General features: G+C 68.0%; 17 protein-coding genes and 3 pseudogenes. 17 read left to right on the top strand and 3 right to left on the bottom strand.

Annotated elements, in window-relative coordinates:
• Positions 1-209: 209 nt before the first annotated feature.
• From ACWDA7_RS22870 to ACWDA7_RS22880, 3 genes and pseudogenes are all read left to right on the top strand, one after another.
• The gene (locus ACWDA7_RS22870; protein ID WP_450606081.1) at positions 210-1,415 is read left to right on the top strand and encodes an RNA-guided endonuclease InsQ/TnpB family protein; all 1,206 of its coding nucleotides are present in this window, start codon (positions 210-212) and stop codon (positions 1,413-1,415) included.
• A 91-nt stretch (positions 1,416-1,506) separates the two neighbouring features.
• Positions 1,507-2,685: an iron-containing alcohol dehydrogenase gene (locus tag ACWDA7_RS22875; RefSeq protein WP_450606082.1), complete on the top strand. Its 1,179-nt coding sequence runs from the start codon at positions 1,507-1,509 to the stop codon at positions 2,683-2,685.
• A gap of 116 nt (positions 2,686-2,801) precedes the next feature.
• Positions 2,802-3,718, top strand: a pseudogene (locus ACWDA7_RS22880) (YceI family protein).
• 315 nt (positions 3,719-4,033) lie between these two features.
• Here the strand turns inward: ACWDA7_RS22880 and ACWDA7_RS22885 are convergent.
• Both ACWDA7_RS22885 and ACWDA7_RS22890 read right to left on the bottom strand, forming a co-directional pair.
• A complete protein-coding gene (locus tag ACWDA7_RS22885) occupies positions 4,034-4,945 on the bottom strand; it encodes a hydroxymethylglutaryl-CoA lyase (RefSeq protein ID WP_450606098.1) in 912 nt (303 codons plus the stop codon).
• A gap of 287 nt (positions 4,946-5,232) precedes the next feature.
• Positions 5,233-5,607 (bottom strand): annotated as a pseudogene (locus ACWDA7_RS22890) (transposase family protein); the annotation flags it as partial.
• A gap of 4 nt (positions 5,608-5,611) precedes the next feature.
• Between ACWDA7_RS22890 and ACWDA7_RS22895 the strand changes: the two are divergent.
• The 6 genes and pseudogenes from ACWDA7_RS22895 to ACWDA7_RS22920 form a co-directional block, all read left to right on the top strand.
• Positions 5,612-6,484 (top strand): annotated as a pseudogene (locus tag ACWDA7_RS22895) (IS1634 family transposase); the annotation flags it as partial.
• A gap of 301 nt (positions 6,485-6,785) precedes the next feature.
• Complete coding sequence (locus ACWDA7_RS22900) at positions 6,786-6,977, top strand: ferredoxin (RefSeq protein WP_450606083.1); 192 nt, start codon at positions 6,786-6,788, stop codon at positions 6,975-6,977.
• Between the two features lie 121 nt (positions 6,978-7,098).
• The gene (locus ACWDA7_RS22905; RefSeq protein WP_450606084.1) at positions 7,099-7,860 is read left to right on the top strand and encodes an enoyl-CoA hydratase-related protein; all 762 of its coding nucleotides are present in this window, start codon (positions 7,099-7,101) and stop codon (positions 7,858-7,860) included.
• A gap of 172 nt (positions 7,861-8,032) precedes the next feature.
• Entirely contained in the window at positions 8,033-8,503 is a 471-nt protein-coding gene (locus ACWDA7_RS22910; protein ID WP_450606085.1) for a nuclear transport factor 2 family protein, read from the top strand.
• Positions 8,500-9,351 carry a MaoC/PaaZ C-terminal domain-containing protein gene (locus ACWDA7_RS22915; RefSeq protein WP_450606086.1) on the top strand — a complete coding sequence of 284 codons (852 nt, stop codon included), beginning with the start codon at positions 8,500-8,502 and terminating at the stop codon, positions 9,349-9,351. Before ACWDA7_RS22910 ends, ACWDA7_RS22915 begins: the two co-directional genes overlap by 4 nt.
• A gap of 74 nt (positions 9,352-9,425) precedes the next feature.
• Entirely contained in the window at positions 9,426-11,771 is a 2,346-nt protein-coding gene (locus ACWDA7_RS22920) for a transketolase-like TK C-terminal-containing protein (protein ID WP_450606087.1), read from the top strand.
• A gap of 300 nt (positions 11,772-12,071) precedes the next feature.
• Here ACWDA7_RS22920 and ACWDA7_RS22925 read toward each other — a convergent pair whose 3' ends face one another.
• The gene (locus ACWDA7_RS22925; RefSeq protein WP_450606088.1) at positions 12,072-12,725 is read right to left on the bottom strand and encodes a TetR family transcriptional regulator; all 654 of its coding nucleotides are present in this window, start codon (positions 12,723-12,725) and stop codon (positions 12,072-12,074) included.
• 215 nt (positions 12,726-12,940) lie between these two features.
• Between ACWDA7_RS22925 and ACWDA7_RS22930 the strand changes: the two genes are divergently transcribed.
• The 8 genes from ACWDA7_RS22930 (at position 12,941) to ACWDA7_RS22965 (ending at position 20,340) form a co-directional block, all read left to right on the top strand.
• On the top strand, positions 12,941-13,918 hold the full coding sequence (locus tag ACWDA7_RS22930; protein WP_450606089.1) for a quinone oxidoreductase family protein: 978 nt from the start codon (positions 12,941-12,943) through the stop codon (positions 13,916-13,918).
• A gap of 286 nt (positions 13,919-14,204) precedes the next feature.
• The gene (locus ACWDA7_RS22935; protein ID WP_450606090.1) at positions 14,205-14,717 is read left to right on the top strand and encodes a nuclear transport factor 2 family protein; all 513 of its coding nucleotides are present in this window, start codon (positions 14,205-14,207) and stop codon (positions 14,715-14,717) included.
• 71 nt (positions 14,718-14,788) lie between these two features.
• Positions 14,789-16,207, top strand: coding sequence for an aldehyde dehydrogenase family protein (locus ACWDA7_RS22940; protein ID WP_450606091.1), 1,419 nt, complete (start codon positions 14,789-14,791; stop codon positions 16,205-16,207).
• An 847-nt stretch (positions 16,208-17,054) separates the two neighbouring features.
• Entirely contained in the window at positions 17,055-17,702 is a 648-nt protein-coding gene (locus ACWDA7_RS22945) for a class I SAM-dependent methyltransferase (protein WP_450606092.1), read from the top strand.
• Between the two features lie 400 nt (positions 17,703-18,102).
• Positions 18,103-18,678, top strand: a complete 576-nt coding sequence (locus tag ACWDA7_RS22950; protein WP_450606093.1) for a hypothetical protein — start codon at positions 18,103-18,105, stop codon at positions 18,676-18,678.
• A 152-nt stretch (positions 18,679-18,830) separates the two neighbouring features.
• Entirely contained in the window at positions 18,831-19,229 is a 399-nt protein-coding gene (locus tag ACWDA7_RS22955; RefSeq protein ID WP_450606094.1) for a hypothetical protein, read from the top strand.
• 222 nt (positions 19,230-19,451) lie between these two features.
• Positions 19,452-19,784, top strand: coding sequence for a hypothetical protein (locus ACWDA7_RS22960; RefSeq protein WP_450606095.1), 333 nt, complete (start codon positions 19,452-19,454; stop codon positions 19,782-19,784).
• 286 nt (positions 19,785-20,070) lie between these two features.
• Positions 20,071-20,340, top strand: a complete 270-nt coding sequence (locus ACWDA7_RS22965) for a hypothetical protein (protein ID WP_450606096.1) — start codon at positions 20,071-20,073, stop codon at positions 20,338-20,340.
• Positions 20,341-20,372 lie beyond the last annotated feature (32 nt).

Consider the following 20,372-nt stretch of genomic DNA (forward strand, 5'->3'; position numbering starts at 1 on the left):
TCTCAAAATCGGTACGCCTCACAGCCTTACCGGATTCCTCCGAGGACGCCCCGGCCTTCAGGCTGGGGAGGAATCGGACTCCTGCGCAGCAGGGCTGGGACAGCCGCATCGCCGCCAGGGCGATGCGACGTCCACCCCGTGCGGTGGCGAGGTAGGCCACCACGGCCATCGACGCTCAACTGTCACACCCCCCAGGTAGGTTGAGGAACATGACGACAGGGCCGCAAACGAGCGAGGATACCGGGCACGCCCGGTACACCTACCGTCTGCGCGTGTCGTCCACCGCCGGTGCGGCCCTGCTCGGGGAGTCGGCGCGGTGCCGGTGGATCTGGAACGAGTGTGTCGCCCGGTCGAAGAAGGCCTACACCGACGGGGAAAACTGCGGCCCGGCAGCCTTGGACAAGATGCTCACCCAGGGCCGGCGGGCCATCCCGTGGCTTGGAGAGGGCAGCAGCGTTCCGCAGCAGCAGGTCACCCGCGATTTCGGCAAGGCCCGCGCCAAGGCGCTCAAGGACATCCAGGACCGGCTGCCGATGCACCGCTGGGCCGGAATGCCCCGGTGGAAGAAGAAGCGTGAGGCGCTGCCGAGTCTGAACTACACCCGGCGTGGCTTCCGCCTCAGGGACGGGCGTCTGCACCTGGCGGGCGGGATCGTGCTGAGGGTGGTGTGGTCGCGGGATCTTCCGGCCGAGCCGTCCAGCGTGCGGGTCTATCAGGACAACATCGGGCACTGGTACTGCTCGTTCGTCGTTCCGGCCCACGTCGAGCCGCTGGCCGCCACGGGCCGGGTGATCGGGGTGGACTGGGGCGTCAAGGAGATCGCGACCACCACCAGCGACGGCCACGACCTGCCCCACCCCGGGCACGGCCACAAGAGCGCGGTGAAGTTGGCCCGCTACCAGCGGATGATGGCCCGCAGGAAAACCCCGAAGGGGCGGGCGGCCTCCAAAGGCTACCAGGCGGCGAAGAAGCAGGCCGCCAAGCTGCACCAGAAGGTCGCCCGGCAGCGCCAGGACACCGCCCGCACGTGGGCCAAGTCCGTTGCCCGTGACCACGACGCGATCGCGGTCGAGGACTTCAAGCCGAAATTCCTGGCCAAGACGTCCATGGCCCGCAAAGCCGCCGACGCCGCGATCGGCGCCGCGAAGGCGGCGCTGATCGAGATGGGCCGCAAGCACGGCCGGACCGTGCACCTCATCCACCCCGCGCACACCACCACAGACTGCGCACGGTGCGGAGCGAGAACCAAGCACGCACTGCCGCTGTCCGAACGAACCTATACCTGCAGCGGGTGCGGAACGGTCTCGCCCAGAGACAAGAACTCCGCGCGCGTGATGCTGGTCCGGGCTGGTCTGACCCCGGCTAGTGCTGATCGCGGAAGACCGGCCGGGGCGCCGCCCCCTCTGGCAGCGTGAGCTAGAAATCCCCGCTCAGCCCGAAGGAGAGAATCCCCTTCCCTTCAAGGCAGGGGAGCAGCCAACTCTATAGAACCGGAGGCCGGTCACGATGGAAACCGCAATTCGCACGTATGACCCATCGACAGTCGGCCGGGTCGTGCACGGTGTCGGTGCACTCGGCGAGGTACCCGCACTTCTGCGGGAAATCGGGAGCAAGCGGCTGGTGGTCGTGACCAGTAAGTCGATCATCGAGCGCACCGACTGGCTGGACCGGCTGGGCAAGCTGGTCGGTGACCGCCTTGCGGCCGTCGCCTCTCCGATCGGTCCGCATACCCCGGTGGCCGATGTCGCGGGCGTAGAGAAGACCAGCTCGGAAGTCGGAGCTGACGCGATATTGGCGTTCGGGGGATCGAGCGTCGCGGACGGGGCGAAGATCGCTGCACTGCGGCTCGGCGGCGCCACCTTGCAGACCGTCATCACCAACGGCGTCGTCGAATCAGCCGCCTCAGGGTTCACCGAGCGGCCAGTACCGCTCATCGTGGTTCCCACGACGCTCTCGGCGGGAGAGTACACGCACGGCGCTGGCATGATCGGGGACGGACACGGCGGGAAGATCGTGACGATGGACGACCGGATGCCGCCGTGGGCGGTCGTCCTCGATCCGGAAGTGACCCTGGCCACGCCTTCGGAGCTGTGGCTGTCCACTGGCGTCAAGGCTGTCGACCACGCCGCCGAGACGATATGGGGTGCCAAGTCGCATCCCATGGGAGACGCGATATCCAGCGCCGCGCTGCCTTTGCTTATCGAGTCCCTCACGATAACGGCAAGGAATCCAGAGGACTTGGATGCTCGCCTTCAGTCACAGCTGGCGGCCTGGATGTCCGTCGCGACCATGAAGAACACGTCGCTGCATCTGAGCCATATCCTCGAACACTGCATGGGTACCTACTGGCACCTCAGTCACGGCATCACCTCGTGCGTCGCGTTGCCCACTGTCATGGAATATCTGACCGGAGAAAGCCCGGCGAAGGTTGCCCGCGTCGCCCGTGCGCTCAAGCCCGATGCTGGGATCGCCTCGGACGATGAACACGTCGCTCGCGAGACGGCGCAGTGGCTACGGGAGTGGGTCGGACAGATCGGCCTGCCTGATCGGCTTCGCGACGTGGTACCTGATCGCAGTGGATTCGACGACGTCGCGCATCAGGCGGTCTTGGAACTGTCGGTCTTCGGTTACATTCCGGTCGGCGGAGCCGACACCATCAAGATGCTCCTGGACCGCATGTGGTGACTCGGCGGCGGCCGACATTGGCTTGAAACGGGGATCGTGATGAGGGCATCCCACGATCCGGTGTCGTGCGCATTACCGCTCGCAGGGCCGCGCCTGCGAGAAGAAAGGTGAACAACGTGGTCCCCACACTGCTCCGACGCCGGCGGTCCCGAAGTACCTCAGCCCGGGAGAGCACCCTCGCGCTGCCCCTCCCGCCCGACGCGGGCGCCGTCGTCCGCGAGATCGTCGACCCGACGGGCGCCCCGCTGCCGTTGACGGAGGTCGTCGTCACCGCCCTGGACACGAACCGCGTGTCACGGTCCGCGGCACGACCGACCCGTACGGTCTCTTCCTCACCGCGCTGCCCCCGGGCCGCTACAGCCTGCTGGCCACGGTGGAGGGGCTGCGGCCCCACCACGAGACGGTCGAGATAGCGGCCGGTGCGGTGGGAGCCATCGAGAGGATCTGGCTGGAGCCTGCCGAACATCAAGCGCTGCCGCAGCCAGGTGACTGGCTCTTCGACCCGCCGCACACGGCGATCCGGTTCATGGCCAAGCACGTCGGCATGGCTCATGTCCACGGCCGTTTCGATCGCTTCGACGGCGGTATCCAGATCGCTCACGACATGGCTCAGTCGCACGTCCGTCTCTGCATCGACGCCTCCAGCATCAACACCGGCAACCACACACGCGACAGCCATCTCCGCTCCGCCGACTTCCTGGACGTGGAGAATTGCCCATACATCGACTTCACGAGCACGCGCTTCGTGTACCGCGGTGCCAGCAAGTGGTCCCTGCTGGGCTCCCTGACGATGCACGACGTGAGCCGTTCGGTCGCACTGGACACGACGTACCTGGGCACGGTGCACGGCGGCTACGGCGAGGAACTTCGCTGCGCGGCCCAGGCCAAGGCGGAGCTGCACCGTGAGGACTTCACCCTCAACTGGCGCTCCAGGCTCGCCCGGGGAATCGCGGTGGTGGGCCCGACGATCCAGCTCGAGTTGGCCGTCCAGGCGATGTACCGGACCCACGACACGCCGACGCCGCCAGAGTAGTGATCGAGCGGGGTGTTCGCGGACCCCGTCACACGGACAGGGCGACGAGCGCCGCACCGCACGCCAGGCACACACCCGTCGCCGTCCACTGCCGTGGTCTCGGCGCGGTCGTAGTGCTTCGCGGTGGCCTTGTCCCAGGGCGGGCGGCAACAACTGGCATACAATGTGGGCTGGTTGAGCTTGATGGTGAGCAAGTAGTGAGCTGCGCGGCCCAGGAGATCTTCGGTCCTGTGCTGGCTGTGTGCTCGTTGTGTTGGAAAAGCTTTGATGGCCCTCCTGTCGGAGTGGCTGCGCGGATCGCGAGAGTTCTGCGCGTCAGGGAGACGGCGACGCCGCGGCGCCCAAAGGGCGTAGTCGGCCTCCGGCGCGGTATAGGGAACTTGGTAGGTCATGACCCACCGCTTGCTCGGTGACCGCTGCGGCTGCGATGACGGCGTCGAGGTCGATCCCGCTCGCGACGCCGCATCCGTCGAGCAGGTATACGAGTTCTTCGGTGGCGATGTTGCCGCTCGCGCCGGGCGCGAAGGGGCAGCCGCCGAGGCCGCCTACCGATGCGTCGAGTGAGGTCACGCCGGCCTGCAGCGCCACCAGGGCATTGGCGATCCCGGTTCCGCGAGTGTTGTGGAAGTGCACGCCGATGTCCTGGCCGTCGGCCACATGGCGCACTGCGTCCACCAGGTCAAGGACTCGCCGCGGGGTGGTGGTACCGATCGTGTCGCCGAGGCACAGGGAGTCGGCTCCGCGGCGCACCGCATCTTGGGCGACCTTGATCGTTCGAGACATGGGCGTGGGGCCGGTGAACGGGCAGTCCCACGCGGTCGCGATGATCACCTCGAGCATCCCGCCGGCAGCGTGGACCTGTTCGGCGACCTCGTTGACGAGGCTGATCGAATCTTCGGTGGATCTCCCGACGTTCACTCGGCTGTGCGCGTCGGCTGCCGATACTACGTATTCCAGATGCGTGACTCCGGCCCTCAGCGCCCGCACCGTGCCGCGCGGACTGGCGACGAGGGCCGACCAGGTGACCTGCGGCCAGCGGCCTAGCGTCTCGGCGACCTGCTCGGCGTCGGCGAGCGCGGGCACCGCCCGGGGCGACACGAAACTTGTTGCTTCGATCCGGCGGACACCAGTGGCCACGATGGCCTCGAGCATCGCGATCTTTTTCTCGGTGCTGATCGGCTGCTCGATCTGCAAACCGTCGCGTGGCCCGACCTCGCGAATACTCACCGCGTCGGGCAGGACAAGATCCCAGGCACCGGCGCGCCGGCCATGGATTGACGGGTTTCCCATCCTCGAGCGGCCTCCCGGACGTGGCCCGTCTTGGCGACGGGCCACGGTTTCCTACGTAAATCAAACAGTGCAAGATACCGTAGGGTTCAGCTGGCCGCCGTGTCAATGAACTACCGCGACTGCAGCCGGCCGCCGGAGGAGCAGACCAGCCGGGTAGACGAGGGGGACATCGATGTCTCAGCGGTCTTGGAACCGTCGTTGTTCGGTTAAGGGCATGCAGATCATCAACATGCTTTCTTGATCTTGCGGGGGTTAAGGAACGTCGCGACGTCGGATGGTGTGCGAAAGCGGGCGGTGGAGGCGCTGATGGGATGGTCGTGCGCTTCCAAGACGGGGGCGGACTTCCTGGTTCGCGCGGCTGATGGTTGGGGCGGTGACGCCGCAGCGTTGGCCGAGGAGGTCCATGCTGGCGAAGCTGCGCAGGTGGAGCATGGTGACCAGGATTCGCTCAGCTGGGGTGAGTTTGGCTTTGGCGCCTGTGCCGGGGGATACCAGGCGTTCGTGACCACGGCGAGTGCGAGGCACGTGCTCGCGTTGAAGCTCCAGTGCGGGAGTGTCAGTGTGTCGATGAGGTTGCTGAGTTGCTGGTGGGTCACGCCGGGGGTCCGCGAGGACCTGCGCGAGTGGAAGCTGACCCGCATCGTGTGGGTCGCCGACCGCGGCTTCGCCTCCCAGACCAACCGCCGCTTCCTGCAACGGGCCGGCGGCCACTACATCCTCGGCGAGAAGATCCGCTCCGGCTCGCCCGCCGCCCAGGCCGCCCTCTCCCGGCAGGGCCGCTACGCAACCGTCGCCGACAACATGCAGGTCAAACAGGTCCAACTCCTCGACACCGCAGACCGGTTCGTGATCTGCCACAACCCCGACCAGGCCACCCGGGACGCAGCCATCCGCACCGACCTCCTCGCCCAACTCGGCGAGGCCAACAAGGACACCGACAAGCTCAGCCCGACCAAGCGCGCCGAACTACGCGGCAGACTGTCCACCAAGCCCGGCCTGCACTGCTTCCTGCGAGTCACCCCGAATGGCCTACTGCGGATCGACAAGGCGGCGATCAAGGCCGAGGAGCGGATGGGCGGCAAGTTCCTTGTGCACTGCAGCGACCCGCACCTGTCCGCCGAGGACATGGCCCCCGGCTACAAGCAGCTCCTGGAAGTTGAACGCGGCTGGCGAGATATGAAAACGATCACTGATCTGCGGCCCGTCTACCACCGCAAGGAAGACCGGATACGCGGCCATGTCCTGCTCTGCTGGCTCGCGTTGCTACTGATCCGCATCGCGGAGACCACCTGCGACGACACCTGGCTCAACCTGCGCGAGGAACTCGAACGCACCCACTTCGGCACCTTCGCCGGCCCCGCCGGAACCTTCCGCCAGCGTACCGAGACCACCCCCGCCCAGCGCGTCATCCTCGCCAAGCTCGGCCTCACCGAGCCCAAGCACGTCATCATCTTGGAACCCGGCACAAGCGCCTGACCAGCACGAACGCCACCGCCTAGACACACGGCGATCCGGTGTGTGTTCACGCATACCCGCAGGCCGACCCATGTTCTCATGTAGCGCCACCGCAGCTGCGGAACTCAGGTCTTGCCGCGGCTGGGCGAGTGGTTGACCCAATTTTCGAACAGTGTTAGATTCCTGGAAGGCATCCCGGCGAATCGTTGGCTGCGCCGACTCACCCGGATCGGTGAGGTCCCGGCGGCCTCCGCGGGGGATCTACCGGTCTGTGCATTCGGTTGTGGATCGGCAATATCAGCGCGAACCGTGAGGATCATCGATGAGGGTTCGGGTTCACGAGGACAGGTGCCAGGGGCACGCCATGTGTGCCATCGCATGTCCGGGCGCGTTCGTTACCGACGAGAACTCCGGGCGCGCGCATGTCGTCAGCGAGGTCGTGCCTGCGGCCCTCGAGGACGACGTCCTGGTCGCCCGGGACAGCTGTCCGGAAGAGGCGATCCAGGTCTACTAACTGCCGTACCCGCCTGCGAGATGCAACCCGCCGCCATGCCGACGACACCAGAGATTCCAGGAGACACGATGGCGCAGGACCCGAACCGCGAATCAGGGTCCGGTCTGACAGGGGGTGGGCGATGACTATCCGGGAAGAAGAGCACCCAGATGGCGTCGTCGAGCTGATCATCGACGCCCCGCCGGTGAATGCACTAACGATCGCGGACCTTCGACTGCTCGCAGAAGTGCTTGATTCTTACTCCAGGCGGCCACAGGTCAACGCGGTTGTCCTCCGGGGTGAGGGTCGCGGCTTCGCGGCGGGCGGCGACGTGAAGGAGGTTCAGCGTATGGAGGGGCATCAGGGCATCCTTGGTCAAGCGTCGGCATCGCTTGCGGCGACCGTTGCACTGCACGAGTGCGCGGTACCCGTCATCGCTGCCGTACATGCCTACTGCATCGGGCTTGGCGTCCTTCTCGCCGGATCGTGTGATGCCGTCCTGTGCGCCCGGGATACGAAGTTCGTGCTCGCCGAGGTAGACAATGGCGCGGCAGGGGGAGCGATCCAGGCGAGCGGGCTCATGCCGGACAAGCGGCTGCGGGTAGCGATGCTCACCTGCGAGCCGGTCGCCGCCGAAGAGCTGCGACGCTATGGCTCTGTCTACGCGGTGGTCGACGGCGCAGACCTGCAAGGTGCTGCGCTCGACCTGGCCGCCCGCATCGCGGCCAAGCCTGGCCGGGCGGTGCGGGCGGCAAAGCTCGCCCTCAATGCGAGCACTGGCAGGCGGATTCGTGACAGGTACCGCCAGGAGCTGAGCTACACCTATGAGCTGAACCTGCTGGGTGACGCGGCGGCTGCCCGAGAGCAATTCGTGACGGGAGAACGTCCTGGGTATCAGGTCTGACTCTGTCCACGTGCCTCCGCTTGGCGCGAACCCCTGTTTCCCTGACCTGCATTGACGCTCCTGCGGGCCCCACCGCAAATTTGACGTAGACTTAACCAAGCATTGATTGATTAGGACGATCAGCGAGACGCGAGGCTCCGGCTTATCGCGCTGGCGTCAGGGAAGGTGAACAATGCAGGCCATCCCTCCGGTCGATGTACAGGAAGTAACCAGGCCCGTCGTCCAGTACGGGCATCTCGTCGATGCGCGGGACTGGGAGGGCATGGCGGCCATCTTCACCGGTGAAGCAACGATCGAGTGGGTCAACGACCAGGGCAGTATCAAACTTTCGATCACTGAGGTCCTGTCCAGGCTGGCAGTTTACGATCATCCTTCGGCCCATCACGCCACCAATGTCCTCACTGATGTCACAGATCAGGACACGGTCCGGGTGACCTCGAAAGGCTTGGCGATTGAACCGGATGGCCGGAGTTGGAGCGTGACCTACACCGACCTCGTCACGCGCACGCCCGCTGGCTGGCGGATCGCGCAGCGGGTCGTGCAGGAGCATCCGAGCCAAGCGCGCGAAGAGCGCGCCCGAGCCCGTCAGCAGCAACCGTGGCCCCCGGCCCGCCCAATCGAAGAGAGGCACAACGGACGATGACGACCGTTCCCAATGCTTTCATGGTGGACCAGGTGGGTATGTCTGTTCCGGGACAGGCCATCACGGCGGATCCTGAATTGGCTAGCAACCTCAGCGCCACCCTCGCCGACCGCGATCCCGAGCACCTGAGCGGGCGTGCCATTACGCCTATGTTCAACATTCTCCCGATCTACAGCTGCATGTTTCTCGCCGTCGACCTGGTGACGCCGGAGCAGGCCAGGCCGAAGATCGTCCATGGGGCGCACGACATCCGATTCGTGAACCCGATTCGGGTGGGCGCCACGCTGTCAGCGAGCGCGACTGTAGCCGGGGTGCGTCCGGTCCGGGCCGGAGCCGCGGTCTCCGTGCGGATACTGGTGAGCGACGACCGGGGTACGATCACCTCGGAGCAATGGGCGAGCGCCATCGTCAGGGGTGAGACGCTCGCCGGTGCCGTTGGCGCTAACGTTCCCGAAGTCGGCCTGAAGCCGGAGTCCGCACAGCCAGTGGAACGCACGGTACTCACGCCGTTGAACGCTGAGTTGCCGCGCCGCTTCGCTGACATCTCCAATGACCGGCATGCAATTCACCTTGACGATCTTGCCGCGCGTAGTGCCGGGTTCGACGGCGTGATCATGCACGGACTGTGCACGATGGGGTTGGTGTCGAGCGCGGTCGCCGAAACCGTCTGCCCCGGCCGTCCCGCTCGGCTTGCACGGCTTGCTGCTCGGTTCACGGCGCCCGCGTACCCCCGGGGAATCCTCACGACCACCGTCCGCGATCTCGGCGGCAGGCGACACGAGGTCACGGCCGTCTCTGCCGATGGCACGGCCGTCATCAGGAAGACGCTAGCCGAGGTAGCTGGCTAGCGCGCACGTCAGAGGGCGATACGTGAGCTGGCGTCCTGTCTAAAGCATGGTGCCGATGGCGGAGGTGGTTTGTGATGGTCGCGGAACTGAGGTCGGCCGACGCCGACGGTTCGGGCCCCGGCTGGGAGGAGCAGCTCGCCGTGCTGGAGTCGGTCGAGGATCGGGTGCTGTGGCTGTCCACCGCGATCATCGACCACGCCAACCGGGTGCGGGCCAACCCCTCGGGGCTGAAGGTGGGTGGCCATCAGGCGTCCAGCGCGTCGATGACCTCGATCATGACGGCGCTGTGGTTTCATGCACTGACCGCTCGAGACCGGGTGTCGGTCAAGCCCCACGCCTCACCGGTGCTGCATGCGATCAACTACCTGCTGGGCGAGCTGGACGAGTCCTATCTGACCACCCTGCGCGCCTTCGGAGGTCTGCAGAGCTATCCCAGCCGGTCCAAGGACCCGGATCCGGTCGACTACTCCACGGGTTCGGTCGGTATCGGCGCCACCGCGCCTGTGTGGGGTGCCCTCGCACGCCGCTATGTGGAGGGCCATTTCGGCGGTGCCGGTACGGGACGGCAGTATTCCCTGCTGGGCGACGCGGAGCTGGACGAGGGTGCGATCTGGGAGGCGATCCAGGACCCGATGGTGCCGAGCCTGGGCGAGGTGGTGTGGGTCGTCGACCTGAACCGGCAGTCCCTGGACCGAGTCGTCCCCGGTATTGCCGCGGACAAGCTGCGGGGCATGTTCGCCGCGGCCGGCTGGCAGGTGATCACCCTCAAGTACGGCCATCTGCTGCACGAGTTGTTCGTGCGGCCGGGCGGCGCGGCCCTGCGCGCCCGTATCGACGCCATGGGCAACCCCGAATACCAGCGCCTGCTGCGCTGCTCCGCCGGCGAGTTGCGCGAGCGCCTGCCCGGCACCGGCTCCACGGCCGGGCCGATCGCTGACCTCATCGCAACCCTGGACGATGCCTCGCTGCTGGCGGCGCTGCGCAACCTGGGCGGCCATGACATCGGGGCGCTGACGGACGCGTTCGACCGTGTCGATGACACCCGCCCGACCGTGATCTTTGCGTACACCGTCAAGGGCTCCGGGCTGCCCACCGAGGGCCACCCGCAAAACCACTCCTCGCTGCTGAGCGCCGACCAGATGAGGGCACTGGCCGATCGCCTGGGAACGGACCTTGACCACCCATGGGAGGTCTTCGCCGCCGACTCGCCGGAAGCGGGCCTGTGCGCGGCGGCCGCCACGCGGCTGCACCGCTCCGGACACGCATCGCGGCAGCCCCCGGCGGTCCCTGCCGACCTCGTCCGTCCGGCACCGACGGGCACCGGTAACACCCAACAGGCACTCGGTCGTGTCCTGCTAGACCTCACCCGCCGTGCACCCGAGGCGGCGAGCCGGATCGTCACCGTCAGCCCGGACGTCAGCTCCTCCACCAACCTCGGCGGCTGGCTCAATAAAGTCGGCGTGTGGTCGCCGACCGAGCGCCCCGACTGGTTCGCCGACGACGCCGAGACCATCCTGCACTGGCGGGAGAAGCCGACCGGTCAACATGTGGAGCTGGGCATCGCGGAGACCAACCTGGTCGGCATGCTGGGTGAGCTGGGCGCCACCTGGAGCCGCTGGGGCCAGCCACTGCTGCCGATCGGCGTCGTCTACGACCCCTTCGTCAACCGCGCCCTGGAACCGTGGTCGTTCGGCATCTACGCCGGCGGCCAGTCGATCCTGGTCGGCACCCCGTCCGGCGTCACACTCGCCCCGGAGGGCGGAGCGCATCAGTCGATCACCACCTCCTCGCTGGGCATCGAACAGCCCGGCTGCGTCACCTACGAGCCCGCATTCGCCATCGACACCGAATGGTGCCTGCTGGCCGCCCTCGGCAAACTCGGCCGCCCGGACGGGAGCTCGGCCTACCTGCGGCTGTCCACCCGGCCCGTCGACCAGTCCGCGGCCGCCGTGCCCAGCGACCCGGCCGCCCGCGAACGCCGCCGCCGGCACGTCACCGCCGGGGCCTACCGGCTGCGGCAGCACGAAAAGCCCGTGGTGACCCTCACCGCGATGGGCGCCCTGGTCCCCGAAGCCCTGGCCGCCGCCGACCGGCTCGCCGCCCTCGGCCACGGCGCCGACGTCGTCTGCGTGACCAGCCCGGACCTGCTCTTCCGAGCACTTCAAGCCCGCCGCGGCCTGTCGGACGACCCGACCTGGATCCTCGACCAGGTGTTCCCCGCCGACCGGGCCACGCCCCTCGTCACCGTCCTCGACAGCCACCCCCACACCCTGGCCTTCCTGAGCACGATCCACAACACGCCCACCACCACCCTCGGCGTGACCCGGTTCGGCCAGTCCGGGGCGATCGAGGACGTCTACCGCTACCACGGCATCGACACCGACAGCATCGTCACCGCCGCACTGGACCTCGTCGACTGACGAACGCGACTGCGGTGGAGGGAAGGCCACGCCAACGTCTGCGGAACCGATCCCGTGCCGCCCCTGGCCGCAGAAGGCCGCATCAGTTCCCGACTCCACGCAACTCGGGGCAGGCCGAGGACTCCAGGGAACCGGGGGGCAGCTCACCTCGACCGGCGCGACGACCGACGGGGTTTCGTTGTCTGTCATGTCCGTCCGTCCCGGCTGGCCAGGGGCCCAAGGCTGGGCCTCGGCCAGCCTGTCACATCACGGACTTACGCGATCTTTCGGACATGCTCGAGCGACCCGCGAAGTCCGGGTCTAGTTGTGGGTGAGGCCGTCACAGAGGGCGGTGAGGAGGCGGGTGAGGGTGGGTTCGAAGTCGATGCCGATGTGTGCGACGGTGGGTTCTTCCCGGTACAGCCGGGCGAGGCTTTCCCCGGGGTGGCCGGCCTGCCACAGCGGCGCGGTCAGGGCGATGGTGGCGATGACGAGTTCCCGGGCCTGACGGCGGTCGAGAGCGCTTGCCGTGTTGATGGCGCCGGTCAGGACCGCCGCGGCGTTGCCGGCGGCGTGTTTGAAGGTGCGGACGCGTTCGTAGGTGACCTCGCGTTCGAGGCTGAGGGTGACATGGGTGAGCAGGTCGCAGAACAGGGGACGCTCGGCGAGAGTCGCGACCAGCGTGCGTGTCAGCTCTGCGCAGGTCAGGTTGCTGCGGCGGGAGAGCTGCGCTGCGACGGCCCGTGACCAGTCGCCGTAACCCTCTTCGGCGAGGTTGAGCAGGATCTCCTCGCGAGAGGCGTAATAGCGGCGTACAGCCGAGACGTGGACGCCCGCGTGCTGGGCGATCGCGGTGAGGGTGACCCCACGTACGCCGTCGCGGGCGGCGAGGGCCCGTGCCGCCTCCATCAGGTCGGCGGCGCGCTGCGCCTTGTGCTCGGCGGAGTAGGCGCGCTGGAAGCCGGGCGTGGTCATGCCCAATATGGTAACGCAATCGGCATGCGTTGCCTAGTGGCCCCCATTTACAACGCAAAGCCATTGCGTTGACAACGCAATATGATTGCGTTATGTTTCCGGGGTCGCCACCGAAGAGGTGCCAGGGATGTCTCCTTTTGCGGGGCGATGGCCGCCCGGGCTGTGAAAGGTCCGCAGTGACGGCCGTAGGGAACCGACAAAGTACGGAGTGCACCATGCGTGCGATCACCATCAATGAATTCGGTGGGCCGCAGATTCTCACCGAGACGGAGCTTCCCGAGCCCCGGCCTGGCCCGGGCCAGCTCACCATCGACACCACCCACGCAGCGGTGGGCCTGGTGGACGTGTTCTTCCGCCGCGGGGACCTCGCCGGACGCCCCGACATGCCGCAGCCGCCCCTCGTGCCCGGTCTGGAGGCCGCCGGGACCGTCCGCGCGCTGGGCCCAGGGGTGACCGGGTTCCTGATCGGTGAGCCGGTGGTCACCCTGACGCAGATGAGCCTGGGCGGCTACGCCTCGGTGACCCTGGCCGACGTGGCCATGACCGTCTCCCTCGAGGGTTCCGGTGTGGACCCCGCGCAGGCCGTCTCGGCCTTGCCCAACGCCACCACCGCCTATCTGGCCCTCACCAGGGTGGCGCACCTCCAGAAGGGCGAGAGCGTGCTGGTGCACGGCGTGGCCGGGGGCCTGGCCGCCACCTTCCCCGCGGTCGCCCGGTCGCTGGGCGCCTCGCGCGTGTTCGGCACCGTCTCCTCGCGAGCCCGTATCAAGGACACTGAACATCTGGGTCTGGACGAGGTGTTCACCAGCGATCAGTTCGTCAAGGATCTGCACGGCCGGCTGGCCGACGTAGTCGTCGACCCGGTCGGCGGCGACGTACGCACCGCCAGCCTGGACGTCCTGGCCCAGCTCGGCCGCATCCTCCTGGTGGGCCATGCCGCCCGGACTCCTGACACCCCGCTCACCGGCGACGACCTGTGGCATCGAAACGCGGGCATGCTCGGCTTCGCGGTGGGCCCCTACCTCGCGGCCAACCCGGATGCCGCCCGGCCCGCCGCCGAGAAGGTCGTCGACCTCCTCGCCCGCGGAGAACTGACGCTGCGCGTGGACGAACTGCCCCTGTCCCAGGCCGCGGAGGCACACCGCCGCCTGGAGGCGCGCGAGGTCCCCGGACGCCTCGTCCTCACGATCTGACCAGCCCGTCCCGCCAACCGACACCTCCCTTCCGTTCCGGTGAGCGCGGCACCTACCCGGCAGCACATCACCGGCGAAGCGGTCTTCTCACGCTTCCGGAACGCCCCATCCCTTGCTGGGTACCGGGCCTTTAGACCCGCCGCGCCGGCGGCCTGCAGCACTCACCCGGTTTCTCGGCGCCGTGTGGCCTGCCCAGCGTTCAAGCCCGGTACCGACCTGAGTGCTTCTCTGCTCCGGTCCGCGCACGGCACCAAAGAATTCCCCGAACAACTGACAAGGAACAGTCATGTCTACAGACCTCGATATCCGCTACCTCCTCGACCGGATCGCTATCCAGGACATCATCGCGAAATACGGCTTGGGCCAGGACCTGCACCAGGGCAACAACAATGACCAGGACCTGATGGCCCAGTGGGCCGAGGTCTTCTCCCCGGACGCCGTCATCGATGCCTCCGATGTCGGCCAGAGCGCCGAGATCGGGCTCGAGGACTACATCGACTTCATGCGCGGCACCGACCGCAAGGGAACCGAGGGCCTGGGCAAGCTGTTCGGCCTGTGGCAGCACCGCGAGGGCTACGCCACCGTCACCCTCGACGGCGACACCGCGACAGCCACGTCCCCGTTCCTCCACACACACGAGACTCGCGACGGCCAGGCCAACGTCATCCACACCGGCCTGTGGCACGACCGCCTGGAGCGGCGCCCAGAGGGATGGCGAATCGACCACCGCCGTGTGGAGAACGGCTTCTTCCACACCTTCGCCCGCATCGACAACCCCCACGACCTGGTGGAGCGCTGACCCCACCGCCCCACCGGAAGAGCCAACCACCACGCTCTCTTCCGCCCGCAAAAGATTCAAGGACACCCTTCGTGAAGACCGTAAACCAGCACTTCATCAACGGACGCTTCGTCGACTCGCACGGCCAGGACACCGTCGATGTCCACAACCCCGCGACCGGTGAACTCATCGGCCGCTCGACCCTCGGTGACGAGGTCGACACCGAGCGGGCCATCGCGGCGGCCAAGGCCGCCTTCCCCGCCTGGTCCGCGACCACCCTGGAGGAACGCAAGGAGTACCTCCAGCGCATCGCAGACGCCCTGACTGAGCGCATGGACGAGCTGGTCGCGATGACCGTCGCCGAGTACGGCGCCCCCGTCTCCTTCGCCGGCTACATCGACAGCCAGGCCCGTGACTTCTTCCTCCTGGCCCAGGACGTCCTCAAGCCGGAGAACTTCGAGGAGAAGCACGGCAACGCCACCATCACCAAGGTGCCGGTCGGAGTGGCAGGTCTGCTCACCCCCTGGAACGGCAACCCTTGGTTCATTGCTGGGAAGACCGCCTCCGCGCTTGCCGCCGGCTGTACCGTCGTCATCAAGCCCAGTGAACTGAGCACGCTCGAAGCGCAGATCCTCATGGAGTGCTTCGAGAAGGCCGACCTGCCGCCCGGCGTCATCAACGTGGTCAACGGTCCCGGCCCGGTCGTCGGCAACACCATCACCCGCAGCCCCGACGTCCAGAAGATCTCCTTCACCGGCTCCACCAAGGTCGGCAAGCAGATCAACCACGACGCCACCGAAACGATGAAGCGCGTCACCCTCGAACTCGGCGGCAAGTCCCCCACGATCGTCCTCGACGACGCCGACATGAACAAGGCGATCCGGTTCGCCCTCACCGCCGGCCTGCTCAACACCGGCCAGGCATGCATCGCCGGAACCCGCATCCTCGTTCCCGAAAGCCGACTGGAGGAAGCCAAGACCGCCATCAAGTCCGGCATCCAGGCCCTGACGATAGGTGACCCGCACGCACCCGACACGGTCATCCAGCCGATGGTCTCCAAAGGACACTACGAGCGGGTGCAAAGCTACATCCGCAAGGGCATCGAGGAAGGCGCCGAGATCTTGGTCGGCGGCGAGGGCAAGCCCGAGGGCTACGAGGCGGGCAACTACGTGAAACCCACCGTCTTCGTCGGTGTCACCAACGACATGACCATCGCCCAGGAGGAGATCTTCGGCCCCGTCCTGTCCGTCATCACCTATCGCGACGACGAAGAAGCCATCGCCATCGCCAACGACGTCGAATACGGCCTACACGCCTACGTCTACGGCGAAGACCAGCAGCGCGCCCGCGCGGTCGCCGAGCGGATACTCGCTGGACGAGTGATGATCAACGAGCTGGTCGACGACCCCAGGAGCCCCTTCGGCGGCTTCAAGATGTCCGGCTTCGGCCGCGAGTTCGGCATCCACGGCCTCAACGCCTACCTCGAAACCCGCACCGTCTTCGCCAACTGACACCCACCCGGCGGCGCTGGTGCCAGTCCTCCGACGAGGGCTGACACCAGCACCGGCGCCTCGCTTCAGACACACAGCCGATGCCAGGCACACCAAAACGATGGCACGCGGGTGTCAGCGTGCTACCGGCCAGCCTTGCGTCCGGTCCGACGGCGCAAGCCCAGAGTCGGAAGGAGCGCTGGGAGTTCGCCGACACGGGAGAGACCCTAGTAGCGGGCGGCGCTATCCCCACCGACGGCTCTCCCCGGCTCGTCGCCTCCCGGCCACCACCCCGCTGCTCGGCGCGAACGGCGCTTCACGTCTCGGCGACGTCTCCGTGACGGACTGGACCCGCCTCGATGTCGACCTCAGCGGTGTGTTCTACGGCCTTGCGGCCGACTGCCGGCCGTTGCGCGCAACGGCGGCAGGATCATTGTCCCGTGAGCGAACGTCTGGCGCGTGGCGCATCGCGAAGCGCACCACAGCAGGCATACGCGATCGGGCCGGATTCCATTACCGTCCGTGAACCAGCGGCTGCACTCACCCTTTCCAGGTGGAGTCCTGGCCGGCAAGCCGGCCAGAGGTCGCGCATTCGCCGCAGAAGCGGCAACGGATCCGCTACCGCTGAGGCAATAGTCGAGGGCGGCCGCGAGGGCCGCGCGGTCCAGGATCCGCCCGGCGCCTCCTGCCGGTCCGACTGCTCGCGGCACACCAACCCTCCTCGGCCGGTCGGGGCCGCCGGCGACCCGGTCACCGCCCGGCGCCTCCGAGCCGTCTCCGGCGTCGCCTTGGCCGCCCGGCTGCGGATGACTGCCGATGGTGCGTGAATTCCGCCTGATACCCACCACAGTGACCCAAGGAGCATCCCGTGTCCTCCGAAGCCTTCTGCGCCACCGAGAGGCGCGTCTCGTTCCTGGCGGAGTTCGCCCGCAGCCCCATGACCGTCGGCGCGGTGACGCCCAGCGGCGCCGCTCTGGCCCGGGCCGTCACCGCCTCGATACCGCGGACTGGTAGTCCCGTGGTCGTCGAACTCGGCGCCGGGACCGGAGCATTCACCGAGCAGATCCAGCATCGACTCGGCGGGCGTGGCCATCACATTGCTGTGGAGATCAACGAAAGATTCGCCCGACGCCTGAACACCCGATTCCCGGCGGTGGACGTCGTGGCCGACGATGCCCGAAACGTGCCCGGTCTGCTGGCCGCACGTGGCCACCACTACGCGGACATCATCGTCAGCGGCCTGCCGTGGGCCGCGTTCGCCCCTGGCCTCCGGGATGACGTCCTCAGCGCCGTCGTCGGTGCGCTGGCCCCGCAAGGTGTGTTTACCACCTTCGCGTACAGCTACCTGCGCTGGGCGCCGCCAGCCCGGCGGCTGCGCCGATCGCTGGAGGGCGCCTTCGAGGAGGTCGTTCGGAGCCGGAACATCTGGGCGAACGTGCCTGCGGCGTTCGTCTACCACTGCCGCCGACCCACAGCCGCTCCGGAGAACACGCTGGGTTCGTCAGGACGTCCATGACAACGCGACAGGCGTGCTGACGGCGGACCATCACGCCGGGCTGGTTGTCGGCCCAGTCCGTGTCGCGTGCCAACTCCCGCAGCGCGGGTAGGGCCGTTGTCGGTCCGCTGGCCACGGTGGGGTTCAGTGCTCGTCGAGCATGCTGCGGGTCCGCGCTTACGACTCGGTCGGCGATAGCTGATCGCGGATAGGCCGTGACATGAGGACGGCCGCACGGCGGGGGAACCTCAGTCGTCGTCTGGGGTCAGGGGGAGTCCTTGCGCCAGACGTTCGTGACGAGCTCTCGCTGAGGCTCAATCACCGACGACCCGATACCGGTGCAGCACCCTGATCCACAGACACACGACGAAGCCCCGGCCGATCCCCGCCGGGGCTTCGTCGTGTCGTAGCGTCCGCCGCCTTGACATGGAGCAACGGCATCGCCGTCAGCGGCCCGCCGCAGGACCTCGCCCGCCGCCTCGAACAAGCCGCCGCCATCGCCCGAGCCGCCGCACGACTCCTTCAAGAACCGCTGCGCCATCTCCCCGACGGACTCGACCCCTGGGCCTGGATCGTCCTCGGCACCGACGTCGACTCCCCGGAGGAACACAACAACACCCTCTGCCGCACACCCGGCATCACCGTCGCAGACCCGCACCGCGTCACCTGCGGCGACTGCATCACCGTGTGGAACACCCGCTGGCACGGCGAGTTCGCCTTCCCCGTCACGCTGCGCATCCCCGACGACCCGGCCGACTGCCGGATCGGGGACCAGTTGCCGTACGCGTCCATCACCTGGATCGGCACCACCGACGACGGCAACGGGCAGGACCCGCTGCCCGACCCCGACGAGAACAACATCAGCTGGATCAGCGTCCGCGACAAGCACGGCCGCACCCACGCCGCCCAGTTCTCCGACTGCGTCCGCGTCGACCCCCCGGTCCAGCCCGAAGACGACAGCCCGCGCCGCCCGTTCGACGACCGCAACGGCCACTAACCCCCGGAACCGGCGCAGCCCCCGCACCCCCGCCGCCGCCGGGTGTGGGGGCTGCCGCGTTTGCGTCGCTAACCGGCCGTCCCGCCACTGTCCGTGCACGCCGAGCGCCGCCAGCACGGGGCCGACACCGACGAGAAGAGGGGCCACCGGCCATGCACCAGCCCGACCCGGACCACCGGCACGCCGCCGACACCGACGAGGTCACTCACGCCCGGGTCCACGTCCTCGGCCTGGACCCGGTCCCGCCGATCCGGATCAGCCACGACGACGACGGAACCGCCATCGTCCACGCCCGCTGCGCCTGCACCCGCATCGCCTACCTGGCCGCCCAGTTCGAGCACATCAGCCTCGCCGCCGACCAGTGGCTCGACCAGAACACCCGCCCGTGGCGGCTGTGCCCCACCTCCGAGACCCGTGTCACCACCCCCACCGCCCACGGCCGGATCACCGCCACCCACCGCAGCAGCGACGGCACCGCCCAGGTCGAGATCGAACAGGCCGACGGGCAGCGCACCACCGTCCCGCTCCACCAGGTCACCGCCCAGCCCTGACCCGCCGCCACACACACCGCGTCACCGTGCCTGGCCTGCCGCGACCCGTGCGGGCCGGGCGCGTTGGTTGCGCCGCTTGCCGTGCCGCGTACGACAGTGGCCTCAGCCGGGAACGCCCCGCACGAACCCCCTCCGTGCGCCGTGGCCTCCCGGCACCCCACTCATTCAGCGCCGCACCCCCACTGCGACAGCCCGCCCCCAACCGGTTGAAGGGACCCACCTGTGAACGGCAGCGACAACACGAACCCATCCGGGCTGAAGCAGTACCCGAAGCACATCCGGGCCGTGATCCGATCCGAAGCGGAGGTATGGCGCTACGGCGATGTCGCCTCCGCGCTCTCCTCGTTTGAGTCCACCGTCCAATGGGCGCGCGGCCTGAACCAGGAACAGCGCAAGTACCACGCCGCCGGCTACTGGTACACCAATCAGAACATGCACAGGGCTGCGGTCGGCGTCGTGCAGAAAGAGCTAGGCGACGCCCCCGACTGCGACAGCCACTTGTGCCCGACCGGCGCAAACTGCCACCCGAAGCCCACCGCGCCCGGCAAGCCGTAAGCCCACCCCCGGCCCACCGCCGGCCGCACCCGCCACCGCTGCGGGGTGAGCCCTACCCGGCCCCCCACCACGACCCGCCCCGGCGCGGTGGGCCCACGGGGGTTGCGCCGCTTGCCGTGCCGCGTACGACAGTGGGCTCGGCCGGGAACGCCCCGCACGAACCCCCTCTCGTGGCTGGCAGGCGCCCGGCCCGGCCGGACCGCGCAGTGCGGACCCCCTCCCTTTCCGCACCGCGCGGTCCGGCCCCACCCGCCCCGCCACACCGCCGCGCAGGAGAGGACACGCCATGAGGCACCCCTTCACAGGACTGGAAACCGTGACCGTCACCTACAAGGGCCGACGCCTTGGATACGTGGAAACCCACGGCCCCAACGGCCACTCGGCTGTGACGTCCAAGGGTGGACGCCTCAAGGCGCCGGGCGACCGGGGAGTGGGATTCTTCTTCCCGTCCGTGCGAGCGGCCCGCACCGCGCTGATCGAAAAGTTCCAGCGCTCCCCGTGGCCCACGATCCCCGCCCGGGCCACGCCGCCGGCGGGCCGTCCACGCCGCGCCTGAACCGACTGGCGGCCCCGGCACCCGCGTATCCG

Source organism: Streptomyces sp. NPDC001156 (assembly GCF_053598275.1).

Excerpts from the sequence above, each read along its gene's own strand:
- ACWDA7_RS22910 (WP_450606085.1), top strand. The coding sequence starts at position 8,033 with ATGCAGGCCATCCCTCCGGTCGATGTACAGGAAGTAACCAGGCCCGTC.
- ACWDA7_RS22900 (WP_450606083.1), top strand. The coding sequence starts at position 6,786 with ATGAGGGTTCGGGTTCACGAGGACAGGTGCCAGGGGCACGCCATGTGT.
- ACWDA7_RS22870 (WP_450606081.1), top strand. The coding sequence starts at position 210 with ATGACGACAGGGCCGCAAACGAGCGAGGATACCGGGCACGCCCGGTAC.
- ACWDA7_RS22965 (WP_450606096.1), top strand. The coding sequence starts at position 20,071 with ATGAGGCACCCCTTCACAGGACTGGAAACCGTGACCGTCACCTACAAG.
- ACWDA7_RS22925 (WP_450606088.1), bottom strand. The coding sequence starts at position 12,725 with ATGACCACGCCCGGCTTCCAGCGCGCCTACTCCGCCGAGCACAAGGCG.
- ACWDA7_RS22875 (WP_450606082.1), top strand. The coding sequence starts at position 1,507 with ATGGAAACCGCAATTCGCACGTATGACCCATCGACAGTCGGCCGGGTC.
- ACWDA7_RS22930 (WP_450606089.1), top strand. The coding sequence starts at position 12,941 with ATGCGTGCGATCACCATCAATGAATTCGGTGGGCCGCAGATTCTCACC.
- ACWDA7_RS22935 (WP_450606090.1), top strand. The coding sequence starts at position 14,205 with ATGTCTACAGACCTCGATATCCGCTACCTCCTCGACCGGATCGCTATC.
- ACWDA7_RS22920 (WP_450606087.1), top strand. The coding sequence starts at position 9,426 with ATGGTCGCGGAACTGAGGTCGGCCGACGCCGACGGTTCGGGCCCCGGC.
- ACWDA7_RS22915 (WP_450606086.1), top strand. The coding sequence starts at position 8,500 with ATGACGACCGTTCCCAATGCTTTCATGGTGGACCAGGTGGGTATGTCT.
- ACWDA7_RS22955 (WP_450606094.1), top strand. The coding sequence starts at position 18,831 with ATGCACCAGCCCGACCCGGACCACCGGCACGCCGCCGACACCGACGAG.
- ACWDA7_RS22905 (WP_450606084.1), top strand. The coding sequence starts at position 7,099 with ATGACTATCCGGGAAGAAGAGCACCCAGATGGCGTCGTCGAGCTGATC.